2 protein-coding genes are annotated in these 13,914 nt (G+C 66.6%); both read left to right on the top strand.

Features of this window, described 5'->3' with window-relative positions; translation table 11 throughout:
- Window positions 1-36: 36 nt before the first annotated feature.
- A complete protein-coding gene (locus V6F88_RS06075) occupies window positions 37-2,586 on the top strand; it encodes a fused MFS/spermidine synthase (RefSeq protein WP_442880178.1) in 2,550 nt (849 codons plus the stop codon).
- A gap of 140 nt (window positions 2,587-2,726) precedes the next feature.
- Window positions 2,727-13,898: a VCBS domain-containing protein gene (locus V6F88_RS06070; RefSeq protein ID WP_332608438.1), complete on the top strand. Its 11,172-nt coding sequence runs from the start codon at window positions 2,727-2,729 to the stop codon at window positions 13,896-13,898.
- The last annotated feature ends 16 nt before the right edge of the window (window positions 13,899-13,914 follow it).

The following is a 13,914-nucleotide window of genomic DNA, read 5'->3' as shown; positions in this document are numbered from 1 at the left end:
CGCCGGCATTGGGTGGATTGACTTGAGGACATCACAATGAATGCATCCGCGCGCCCCATGGCGGCGATTCCCGCGGCAGGCGCGGCGTTGCTTGCCCGGACGACCCTGTGGCCCGCGGCCTTGCTATTAGCCTTGTCCGGCGTGGCGTCATTGATTTTCCAGATTCTGTGGATCAAACAACTGTCACTGATCGTCGGCGTGGAGGTGCACGCCATCGCGGCTGCGGTTGGCGCGTTCTTCTTGGGGCTGGCGGCGGGCAGTTGGGTGCTGGGACGACGGGCCGATCGGTCCGCGCGCCCGTTCCTGATGTATGCGGGCATTGAAGCCGCCATTGCGGCGCTGGGCGTGGGGGTCACCATCACACTTGGGATGGGGGCGCCGGCCTTTGCGCACGTTGAAGCCTTCAGCCCCTTGCTGGCCTGGGTGGCCGTCGTGTTCGTTGTAGGCATTACGCCGTTTTTCATGGGCGGCACCTTGCCGGTCCTGCTGCGTGCGACAGGCGCCGGAAGAATCAGCCGGGCGGGTGCCACGCTCTATGCCGCGAATACGGGCGGCGCAATCGTCGGGGCATTGCTTCCGGCTTTTTTCCTGATTCCCGCAATGGGCGTGCAAGGCGCGTCCTGGGCGGCCGCCGGCCTGAACCTGCTTGCCGCGCTAGGGGCGTGCGCGCTGCACCGGAAAGCCCCGCTGCCCGCCGCCGATGCTGCGCCGCCCGTCGTGAGCGCGCCGGCGCCTGCCATGCCTCGCGACGCGCGCGTGGCCTTGGGGCTGTATGCGGTCGCGGGGGCGGTGGCCATGGGCTACGAAGTGCTTTGGTCGCAGATGGCGGTGCCGTTCATGAGCACGCGCGCATTCGCGTTTTCAATCGTGCTGGCCGTCTATCTTGTGGGCTTGGCGGCAGGCTCGGCGCTGTACGCGCGCTGCGAACGGTGGGTGGGTGACCCGTGGCGGGTCTTCGGACTGCTGGTGGCGGGCGCCGGCCTGATTGCCCTGGTCGAACTGGCGCTGCTGGGCCGCTGGCTGGTCAGCGCGCAAAGCGTGGCCGAATCGACCGTCCTGCGCTGGACCGAAAGCAATATGGCCGGCATGGCCGCCCGGTTCGCGGTGGCGGCAAGCGCGCTGGTCCTCTTGCCGACGCTGCTGCTGGGCGCGGCATTTCCCGCCGTGTTGCGCATTGCCGTGCCCGCCGAACGCCGCGGGCAGGGCGCGGGGGCGGTACTGGCCTGGAACACGCTGGGCGGCATCGCGGGCACGGCATTGACCGGGTTTCTGCTGCTGCCCTACCTGGGCACCGTGCGCAGTCTGGCGCTGCTGACGGCCGTTGCCTGCTGCGTTGGCGCCACGGCGATATGGCGCGCGCCATCCTCGTCGCCGATGGTAAGGGGCCTGAGCGCGGCATTCGTGGGCGCCGCCATGATCCTGGGCGTGGCGATGCCGGTTGACCATCTGGCACGTCTGCTGCCGGGGGCACAAGGCGCGGAACTGGTCTTTTACGAAGAGAGCCACGGCGGCACCGTCGCGGTGGTAGAGCAAGGCAAGGGCGATCGGCGCTTCCGCCGCTTGTACATCCAGGGCGTGTCCAATTCCGGCGACGCGATGCCGTCGCTGCGCTATATGCGATTGCAGGCGCTCTTGCCGTTGATCGTGCATGCCGGCGAGCCCCGTTCCGCGCTGGTGATCGGCTACGGCACCGGCATCACGGCGGGCGCGCTGTCTCGCTATCCCGGCCTGGACCGCAGAGTGGTCGCCGAGTTGCTTCCCGGCGTGCTGCACGCCGCGCCGCTGTTCCAGGGCAGCTATGGCGCCTCGACCGATCCCGGCCTGGAAATACGCCTGAACGATGGGCGGCGCGAACTGTTGCGCAATACCGAACGCTACGACCTCATCACGCTTGAACCGCCTCCGCCATCGGCGGCGGGCGTGGTCAATCTGTACTCGCAGGATTTCTACACGCTGGCGGCGGCGCGGCTGAACCCGCGTGGCATCGTGGCGCAATGGCTGCCGCTCCCCACGCAGAATCTGGACGACACCCGCGCGCTGGTCGCAAGCTTCATCAATGTATTTCCGCACGCCTCGCTTTGGACGACGGAGTTTCATGAAATGCTGATGGTGGGTTCGATGGAGCCGTTGCCGTTGGACGCCGCGCGGATTGCCGAACGCTTTGCCCAACCGAAAGTGAAGGCGGCGCTGGCGGAAGTCGGGGTCGCGTCGCCGGCAGCGCTGCTTGCCACCTGGGTAACGGACCGCGCTGGCCTGGTCAACTTCGCGGGCTCAACGCCCGCCGTCACCGATGACCGGCCGGCAATCGAATACGCGACCTGGGTGCGGCCAAGAGAGGTCATTCACACGTTGCCCGCCTTGCTTGCCCAACGAACACCGCCTTCGCTGGTAGCGGCCGATGCCGAAGTAACGCGGGCGATCGACCGCGAGCGCGGCGCATTGGACCTGTTCTACGCAAGCGCCTTAGCGGCCTACCAAGGTGATCGCGAGGGCTGGGCCCGCAGCGACGCGGAGCTGGCGGCGGCAAGCGAAGGCAACGCCTATTTGCGCTGGTTTACCGGTGCGAAAGCGGGGCGGGTTCGATGATATTTCTTGACACGAATATTGGGGGCGAGAGTATTCTGAATTGCTACAGAACGAGTACGCATCCGATGTTCGTGTCCCGCCCGATGGCGCGACGCAGGTGACCGCGCCGCTAAGCACCCCGATCTTGAGGGAGACAGAGCATGCAACAGGAAGACCGTCCGGCGTTCTATCCGACCTCAAGAAGCTTGGCGCTTGAGCCTCGCTTGTTGTTCGACGCAGCGGGTGCAGTGGCGGCAGAACAACAGCACAATGCCCAGCCCGACGCGTCTCATGCCGACGCGGCTTCCACCGATACACCCGCCGCCAAAAGCGTGCTTGTTATCGACGCACGCGTAAGCGGCGCGCAGGCGCTTGCCGACAGCGCCACGCCGGGCACAAAAGTCGTGGTAGTGGACGCCGCGCGCGACGGCGTCGCCGCGGTGCAGGCCGCGCTGGATGCCCTGGGGCAAGTGGACTCCATCCAGATCCTGGGGCACGGCACGCCCGGCCAGATGATGCTGGGCAGCAGCGTGCTGTCGGCACAGTCGGCCGATACGCTGCGCACCGCCGGCTGGGGCTCCCATTTAAGTGCCAACGCCGACATCCTGCTCTATGGGTGCGACACGGGCCAGGGCCAGGCGGGCGCGGCGCTGATGACCACCATGGCGACCATGACGGGAGCCGATATCGCGGCGTCCACCAACGACACCGGCAGCGGCATGCAGGGCGGCGACTGGCTGCTGGAGACGTCAACCGGTCCCATCGAAAGCCGATTGGCCGTCGACGCCGCCGCGCTGGCCGCCTATCAAGGGTTGATGGCCAACGCCGACCCGACATCGACCGTCAACGGATCGTCCGCCGACATCCTCTTGGGTAGCGACGCACTGATCCAAGTGACGATGACCAATCCGTCGACCCAAACCGGGTATGCGCCGTTCATCGATGTGTTGCTGCCCACGACGGGTTTCGACGGTGACGATGGCGTCAGCTTCGTGTCCGCCAGTGCGCTGGGCATCAATCTTGTCAGCCACGTTGTGACCTTCGGCGCGGACGGCACGGCCTTGCATCCGCTGGCGCGCGATGCCAACGGCAATGCGCTGGTGATCCGGGCGTCAGACTACGGCTACCGCGCCGGCGATCAACTCGTGGTGCTGGAGCTGCCCTTTGCGGGCTTCGGCAAGGACCAGCCCGCCATTGTGGTCGACATCAAGTTGCACATGAGCGACCTGGCCGACGTAAACAAAGACCACATTGTCAGCCTGCGCAGCGGCTTTCAATATGGCAACGACGCGCTGGACAACCCGCAGCAAGACCCTTCCATCCTGGAGGCGTCGTTTGACACCTACGCGCTGCGCTCCACGCCGCTGACCGTGACGCAGACGCTGGACATGGTGGAAGGCGAAACCGTTACCGGCCAGAATTTTCCGCACACGTTGACCGTGACGGCCACCCCCGCACCGGGCCAAACGGTGCAGAACCTGGTGTTGAATCAGACGCTGCCCGATACGATCCGCGTGCAGAGCATCACCCCGGATGCGGGGGGCGTCATTACGCGCCTGGTGCTGGCGGACGGCACCGAGCTGACGTCACAGTTTGCCATCACGGCGGCCTTGTCGACATCGCCCTATCTGAGGGCCTATACGGTCAGCTACGCCAGCCTGTCCGCCCCGGCCGACACCCTGGTGAAGTTCTACGTGGCCCAGACGGATGCCGCCGGCGTTGCGGTGCTGGACCCGCTATCGGGCGATAACCGCACGATCGACATCGGAAGTCCCACCGTGGCCGGCGGATGGCATCCCCTGGACCCGCGCGACGTGCCTGCGCCGCTGCCGCTGCTGCCCGTCGTGGACATCGGCGACCCGGCAAGCTTCGTCGCCAAATCCATCACCCTGCACAAGACTGCGGGCATCGCGGTGGACCAGGGCATTGCCGGCCTGTCGCCGGGCGATACGCTGGGCTTTCGGTACGACATTGCGCTGTCCGATTACTTTGCCTTTGGCAAGACCGTGTTGGGGCAGGGGCAGCTTTCCGTGACCGACATGCTGGGCAACGGCATGACCTTTTCCGGCCAGCCGGTGCTGACCTTCACGCAAGACGGGCAGGTCTATTCCGTGGCGCTGGTCTACACGCTGGGCGCGAAGACGGCCGCCGGCACGCCAATCACGTTCGACATTGCCGCGTCGCTGCGCAATGCGGGCCTGCCGCTGGAAATCCTGGCGGGCGATATCGCCAGCAACGGCACGCAGCAGGGCGCGACGCGCGCCACGGTCAACTATCAGGCGCGGGTCGATCAGGCATACCAAGGGACCTATCCGCAGGCCGAAATCAACGAGGGCGATTCGTTGGGGAACAGCGCGGTGCTGGAGGGCACCGTCGTGCAGAATCGCGTGAACCTGGGCGGTAGCGAGAGCGATGGGTCCGATGTGACACTGACCATTCCCACCGGTGCCGTCGATATCGGCGTGTTCCAGGTCAACGGCAACATCGTGTCGCCGTCCTACGAGCTCAAGCCGGGCGACGTGGTGACCTTCCGCCTTAGCTACGACCTGCAAACCGGCGACTACGAAAACCTGAAGTTGACCGCATACCTGCCCTTGCCGCTGTTCAACACAAGTGGCGCGTGGTCCCAAGGCATCGGGGACCACAACTGGTCATATGGTTTGAATGACAGCCACCCGGGCACCGTGCAATCGGTCACGGCCGCGGCGGGCGATTCGCTTGTGTTCGACTTTGGCAACTACGCCATGCAGGCCGACCCCACGGGCCAGAATCGTATCGAAGTCCTGTTCACCTTACGCGTGACGGACCAGCCGTTTGCCGACCAGCGCTCCATTACCGTGCTGGGCCAATCGAACCAGCTGACGACGATCGGTCAGCAGCAGCTGGTCAGCAGCGATACCGTATTGATTCAATCCGTGGCCGAGCCCGTGTTGTCGATCACGCACGGCGTGGTTGCGTCCACGGGCGGCACCGTCACCGGCACGACGGGCACGTGGTCGAACGCGGGGTCGGGGGGGCCGGCCTTCACGGGTTCGGTCACGGACCTGACGGCGCTTGAAGGCACCGTGGCCGGCATGGACGCCGGTGACGTCGTACGCCTGGCGACCGGCATCGAGAACACCGGCGGCGGCGGGGCATTCGACGTCGGTACGACGGTGCAACTGCCGGCGGGTTTGGGCTTTCTGGGGGGCAGCCTGGCTGGCGCCAACCTGCTCGTGGCGCGAGGCGACGGTACCGTGTTGCAGCTGAATGTGGACTATGTCGTCAACGGCAACGCCATCACGTTTCTGGATGCCGGCGGGCAAGCGTCGCTGCTGGCGGGCCGCAACGGCTCGGCGGCGGATACGGCGGGCAGCAATATCGTGGTCATCACCTATGACACCGTCGCCAGCGCGTCGGTGGCCGCCAGCCAGAACCTGCGCAGCACCGCCGTGCTGACCCGCTACGCCAGCACCAACAACGGCGCCGACTTCACGCCCACCGACCTGGCGGACACGGCCGACGCCGCCGTTGCCGCGCCCACCGTGGAAAAGGTCTTTGCGGGCGGCAGCCTGGACCCCACCGATTCCAGCGCGCCGCACACCAGCGGCAGCGATCTGGTGGTGGGTGAACGCATGCTGTACGACATCATCGTGACCTTGCCCGAAGGTCAAACCCAGAATCTGCGGCTGGACGACCTGATTCCGGCCGGGATGGCGCTGGATACGAGCTTCGGCACGGGCGGCTACCTGCTGATCACGTCGCGGTCCGGCAGCACGGCGCTTAGCGCGGACTTTGCCGGCGTGGTGGCGGTGGCCAGCGTGGGCGGCATTGGGGGCACGGCTGGCACGGACGGTACCGATGTGCGCATGTCCTTCAGCGCCAGTTCCGCCGCCGGCAACAACAACGCGGCCGACAACCGCTTTGTGATTCGCGTGGCGCTGCTTGCGGTGAACGCGCCATCCAATCAAGCGGGCACGCTGCTGATCAACGACGCGCGGCTGACTTACACCGACCCGGATGGCGACACGCCCAATGGCGTCACGCCCGCCGATCGCAACGTGGCGGCGCAGGGCGCTTTGCCCACCGTCACCATTGTTGAACCGACGCTAAGCGTGACCCAAACGGCGGTCAGCACCGGGTCAAGCGTCGGGGTGGACCGCGGCGACACGCTGACCTATACGATCACTATCAGCAATGGCACGGCGGCAAGCGATGTCGACGCGTTTGACGTGACCTTGCGCGACGTGCTGCCCACCGAGCTGAGCGACGCGCAGATCATCGGCGTAACGCTGTATACCGGCGCCACCATCACGGGTTCCGGCGATTTCATCATCCAGAACGGCGAACTGCGCACGGCGGACGGCAGCAAGCTGGATATCCCGAAAGGCGGCGCGGTGGTGTTGCGCGTTACCGGCACCCTTAATGCGCTGACCGGCACCCAGGGCTCGGTCGACAACCAGGTCAGTGTGCAGTGGACCAGCTTGAATGGCGCGGCGGCCGGAGAGCGCACGGGCGTTGACGGCGTGGTTGCCAGCGGCGTGCTGAACGACTATCAGCTGAGCAACACCTTGTCCGAGCGGGTCGCGGCCGACGCCACCATCAGCCACGTGGGCGGGCTGACGGACACCGCCGCCGGCACGCCTTCCACCGCCGACCCGCAAGACGTGGCGGTGGGCGAGATCATCCATTACCGGGTCGCCTTCGTGGTGCCGGAAGGCACGGACCCCGCCGCCGCCATACGCGTGCTGCTGCCGCAAGGCCTGACGTTCATGAACGACGGCACGGCCACGCTGGGCTTCATTGCCGACAGCGTGGGCGGCGTGGCGGGATTGCAATCGACGCTGGCTGGATTGATTGCGTCCGGCAGCGTCGCCATTAACGGCGGCCTTACCGACGAAAGCCAAAGCCTGCTGGCGCCCGACCTGTCCGGCACCCGCGCGACCGGTGTCATCAATCAGGCCAACATCAACACCAGTGACCCGCGCGCCGTCGTGCTGCAACTGGGCACACTGGTCAACGCCAACAACGACGCCGATTTCGAGGTGATTTATTTCGAGTTCAACGTGCGCGTGGATAACGCCTCGGGCGTGGCGGCGGGCCAGCAGTTGGCCGTCAAGGCCGATTTCCTGAGTGGCGGCGAAGTGCGCACCAGCACGGATTCCGCTGTCGAACGCGTGGTGGAACCCAAGATCGACAATCTGGATAAAACGGTCACCGCGTTCGATCCGGGCGTGGCCGGCGCCACGGGCCGAGCCTCCTACGCCGTCACCTTCGGCAATACGGGCAGCGCCGTCGCCTATGACGTCGCGTTGACCGATACCTTGCCCTCGGGCGGATCGAATCTGACGGTGCAGGGCTTGACGATCGACGGCGTCGTGTACGCGCCCGGTGCGTATCCGGCCGGGGTAACCGTGACGGTGGCGGGCGATACCGTCACCGTCACGATGGACCGGCTGGCCGTCGGCCAGACCGTCAGCCTGGTCTATACCGCGGACTTGCCCAACAACGTGCTGTTGGCCGACACGCAGGCGCGCGTGGCTTACACCAGCTTGCCCGACAGTTTTCAAAGCTATGCGGGCACGTCGGTTGGCGTGGCCGGCACGACCGGCGGCGAACGCACCGGCGCAGGGGCCGCGCCGAACACCTATCTGGACAGCGACGCCGCCGGGGTCAGCCTTATCAGCGGCGTGTTGTGGAACGACACCGATAGCGCTACCGGCAGCACCACGCCGGACGGTCCGGGCTTGCAAGGCCAGGCCGTCACCTTGACCTGGGGCGGCGCGGACAACGACCTGGCCACCGCCGCCGACAACCGCGCGTGGACGGTCACCACCGATGCCAACGGTTACTACCATTTCGGCGTGTTGGGCGCCGGCGTCTTCCGCGTGGACGCCGCCCCTGGCATTACCTTGGCGCCGCCCGTGGGGCAATTGAATGTCCGTATCGATAGCGATGGCGGCACGCCTTTGGCGCAGGTAAGCGCACAGTTTGGTGACTTGGGCGCAAGCACCGCCGGCAACATCGGCTATGTGGAACGCAACGACGCGCCCACGGTGACGCCGGCCGCCGCGCAGGCCGTGGACGAAGACACCACGCTGCTGATCCCGGGCGTCAGCGTGGACGACCCGGATTCCGGAACGGGCCTGATCCGCGTGACGTTGACCGTGGGGCAGGGCGGATTGAACCTGGCCCTGGGCGGTGCAACGGTGGTGGCCGGGGCCTTGAACAGCCGCACGGTTACCTTGCAAGGCACCAAGGGCGACTTGAACTCGGCGCTGGCCACCTTGGCCTATACGCCGTCCGCGAACTACAACGGCGACGACACGCTGGTGATCCGGGTAGACGACCAGGGCCAGCGCGGCGACGTGGATGGCGATGGGGTGCCCTTCGAAACGGGCGACGACAACCTGAGCGCAGCGGCGACGGTAGCCATCACCATCAACCCGGTGAACGACGCGCCGCAGGGCGTGAATGACACCGCTGAGGCCGTCGAGGCGGGCGGGGCCGCGAACGGCACACCGGGGGTGGACCCGCGCGGCAATGTGCTGTCCAACGACACCGATGTCGATATCCAGACGAACCAGGACGTGCTGGCCGTCACGTCCATCTCGCAGGGCGGTTCGACGGAAACCGTTGCCGCTGGCACCACGGCCGTGCTGGTTGGCGTGTACGGCGAACTGCACATGGATGCACTGGGCGGCTACCAGTATGTGCTGAACAACGACAGCGCGGCGGTTCAGCAACTGCTGGCCTCCAGCGCGCCGCTGACCGAGAGCTTCAGCTATACCTTGCGCGATATCGGCGGCCTGACGTCATCCGCCAGCCTGACCATAACGATTCGCGGCGCGAACGACGCCCCGGATGCGCAGCCCGACACCGCCGCCATCACGGAAAAGGGCGGCACGAATAACGACAGCGGCGGCGGCCCGGTAAGTGGCGAAGTGCTGTCGAACGATTCGGACGTGGATCTGGGCGATACGCGTACCGTGACGCTTGCGCGCCCGCTGCTGTCCACCGGTTTCGGGGCCTTGGTCACGGTGGCGCCCGGCACCACGCGCGACGATGCGGCGCCGGTGACAGGCCGCTACGGCACCCTGACGCTGGGCGCGGACGGCACATACGCGTATGTGCTGGATGACGCCAATCCGCAAGTCCAGGCCTTGAACGCGGGCCAGACGCTGACCGAGGTGTTCCAGTACGCCGTGACCGACGCGGGCGGCTTGAACGCGGTAGCGACCCTTACCATCACCATCAACGGCGCCAACGACAACCCGGTCGCGCGCGACAACGTGGCCGACGGCTACACGGCTCGCGTGGATACGGCCAACGGCACCGTCATTGGCACGCCCGTGAACCCGGCGGGCAATGTCATTCTGGATGAACGCGACGCCGGAACAAGCGGTGAGGTCGATAGCGATGTCGATAACGACGTTGCCGGCGACACCGTCAGCCAGATCCGCCTGTCGGGCGGCGTCGACCAGGACCTGACCGGCCCCGGCCAGGTGCAGGTGATTGGCCAGTACGGCACCTTGTTCATCGGCCCGGACGGCACGTATCGCTACGAAATCAACAGCCTGAGTCCGGCCCTGATCGCGCTGAATCCCGGCGAGACGGCCACCGAGAATTTCATCTACACCTTGCAGGATGCCCAGGGCGGCAAGTCGTCAGCCACCCTGGCTATCGTGATCCATGGGGTGCAGGATCAGCCGGTAGCCAGCGACATCATCGGTGTGGCCGTCGAAGCGGGCGGTGTGACAAACGGCCAACCCGGCCTGGACGCATCGGGCGACGTCACGCGTAACGACACGGACCCGGATGGCGATACGCTGACCGTAGTCGGTATCCGTACCGGCCGGGAGGCAGCGGGTGGCGGCGGCACCGGCACCATTGGCCAGGAACTGACGGGCTTGTACGGCAAGCTGGTCCTGGGCGCGGACGGCCGCTACACCTATGAACTGAATAACGACGACCCCGCCGTGCAGGCCCTGCGCACGGCGGGCGACACCCTGGTCGACTATTTCACCTATACCGTCAGCGACGGCACGCTGTCCGACACCGCCGAACTGCGCATCCGCATCGTCGGCCGCAACGACGCGCCGGACGTCAGGAACCAGACGGGCGAGGCAGTGGAAGCGGGCGGCACGAACAACACCAGTGGCGGCCAGGAGGCGTCCGGCAACGTGCTGGACGATGCCGAAGACGTGGACAGCGGCGACACCCTAACCGTCACCGGCGCGCGCACCGGCGCGGCCGGCCCGCCGGTGGTCGACGGCCCCGGTGGCGTGATGACCGTCGTGGGCGCCTATGGCACCCTGACGTTGCGGCCTGACGGCAGCTATGCCTATGCGGTCGACAACAACAATCCGCTGGTACAGGCCCTGGCCCCCGGCCAGAGCTTGAGCGAGACCTTCAGCTATCAGGCGACCGACGCCGGCGGCCTGTCCGACGTGGCCGAACTGACCATCACGATCCGCGGTGCGAATGACGCCCCGACGTCCGACAACGAAACCGCCTTTGCCCAAGAGAAGGGCGGCACGGCCAACGGCACCGGCGGGCTCGACCCCACCGGCAACCTGCTGGATGCGGGCGACACCGACCCCGACGACGGCGACGCCTTGCGCATCAGCGGCTTTCGCACCGGTGCGCTGTCCGACGGCGGCGCGATGAGCAACGCCGCCGGTAGCGAGCTGGTCGGCTTGTACGGCACCTTGCGCGTGAACGCAGACGGCAGCTACACCTATACCGTCAACAATGATCTGACCGCCGTGCAGCAATTGCGTTTAAGCACGCAAACGTTGATCGACACCTTTACCTTTCGCGTGTCGGACACGGGCGGGCTGTTCAGTGACTCGCAACTGACCGTGACCCTTCGCGGCGCGAACGATGCACCTGTCGCCACGCCGGATACCGGTTCGGCCCAGGAAGCAGGCGGGGTGAACAACGGCACCGGCGGGCAGGCGGCCAGCGGCAATGTGCTGGGCAACGACAAGGATGTGGACGCGGGCGACACGCTGAGCGTGGCGGCGGTCGTCAACAGCAGCAACGCAGCGGGCGTGATCGGCGGGGATTCGGCCGGTTTGTACGGCACGCTGCGCCTGGGGGCCGATGGCACGTACACCTACGCGGTCAACGATTCGCTGGCCGCCGTGCAGCAACTGCGCGCCGGGCAATCGCTGCAAGAGACCTACACCTACACCGTGCAGGACGCGGGCGGCTTGACCCACACGGCCGTGCTGACCATCACCATTGCCGGCCGCTACGACACTCCCCAGGCGGTTAACGACACCGACACGGCCACGGCGGGTTCGTCGGTGGTGGCGCCCATTGACGCAACCGGCGAAGTTCTGGGTAACGACCTGGACGTGGATGCGGGCGACACCAAGGCCGTGAACGGCATCCGTGCCGGCACGGAAAGCCCGATGCGTCCGCTGGTCAGCGTGGGCGGTGCGCCCGTGCGCGTGAACGGTCAGTACGGCTGGTTGGAGATCGGCGCCGATGGCCGCTACACCTACCACGTGGATTCCAGCAACGAGCAGGTCGCGGCGCTGGCGGCGGGCGAGCAGCTCGTGGACGCGTTCACCTACCGTGTTGTCGACGGTGGCGGCCTGACGGATCTGGCGCAGCTGGACATCACCGTTATCGGCGTGAATGACCCGCCCGTGGCGGCGCCCATCGTGGGAGTCGCCGTTGAACAAGGCGACGTGACGGGCCGATCCGGCGGGCGCGACGCCAGCGGCGACCTCACGCGTAACGACGTGGATGTCGAAGGCCGGACGCTGACGATTACGGAAATACGCACGGGGCTCGCGGGTGGCGCGGGCACGGCAGGAATCGTCGGCGTGCCCTTGCAAGGCAGATACGGCACCTTGCTGGTATTGGCGGACGGTACATACCGGTACACGCTGGACAACAGCCTGCCCGAGGTCCAGGCGCTGCGGACCTTGCGCGACACGCTGATCGACACCTTCACCTACACCTTGACCGACGACCAGGGCGCAAGCGACCAGGCGTCGATCGGCATCCTGATCCTGGGCCAGAACGACAAGCCGGTGGCGCTGCCCGATCAAGCCATTGCCATCGAGGCGGGCGGCCGCGACAACGGCGCCGCGGGGCTGGATCCCACGGGTAACGTGTTTGCCAATGACACGGACGTGGACGCAGGCGACACCCAGACGGTCTCCGCCGTTCGCACCGGTGGCCTGGGCGACCCGGGCGTGCCGGGGCAGGTGGGTGGAATCACGGCCGGCCTGTACGGCACGTTGACGCTGGCCGCCGACGGCACTTACCGCTATGTCGTGGATAACAACAACGCGCGCGTCCAGGCGCTACGCACAAACGGCGAAACGCTGACAGAGGTGTACACCTACACGCTGACGGACACCGCCGGCGCGTCGGTGCAGGCCACATTGACCATCACCCTGCGTGGCCAGGACGACACGCCGGTTGCGCGCGACGACACCGCCAGCGTCAATGATGTAAGCGGGCCCCCCGTCACGCAGGGCAACGTGCTGGCCAATGACAGCGATGTCGATGCCAACGAGCAACTGACGGTGGTAGGAGTGCGCACGGCGGGCGAGGGCGGCTCTGCCGTTGTCGCCGGACAGATCGGTCAACGGCTGGCGGGCCGGTACGGTTTCCTGACCTTGAACGCCGACGGCAGCTACACCTATGAAATCGATCTGAGCAACCCCGACGTGGAAGCCGCGCGCGGACAGGGGCCGCTCTTGCGCGACGTCTTCGTCTATACCGTGAGCGACCGGGGCGGTCAGACGGATTCGGCGCTGTTGACTATTACGCTGGACATGGACGCCATCTACGTCGCCAGCGCCGACCCGCATGCGCTGATTCGCGAGTACGGCCCGCCCGGGCCGTTGTCCGACCTGACGCTGGACCCGGCGGTCTACGTCACCCCTGCTGTGCGCGACGCCTTGCTGCTGCACCAATGGCTGGATGCGCTGGTGCGCGGCGAGCGTCCGGGGATGGCGCTGCCGCCCGAGATATCGCTGGAATCATTGGCGGACGGCCTGGCGCAAGACGGCGTGCCGCTGTCGCTGACCGGCACCATCGAAGCCTTGCAACGCTTGTCGCGCTACGAGGACGCGCGGATGCAGGCGCGTCACGGCGCGGTTTCGCTGTCCGCGGATGGCTTGTTGCCGGACGTGTCGGTGTTTGCCCGCAAAGAACTGGAAATGCAGCGGCTGCACAAGCCCGTTCCGCAGGACAAGGCACCGGCACAACAAGAGGCGCCGGCACAAAAAGAGACCCCGAATTCGGGCTCGTTCAGTGATCAGATCAACCGGCTGGTGTTGCGGCAGACGTTGAACGCCACACCGACCACGCCGCAACGGTGAAGACGGAGCACGCGGG

This window comes from Achromobacter sp. ESBL13 (assembly GCF_036668755.1).
Lineage (GTDB): Bacteria > Pseudomonadota > Gammaproteobacteria > Burkholderiales > Burkholderiaceae_B > Achromobacter.
This window is presented reverse-complemented; position numbering and strand designations above follow the sequence as displayed.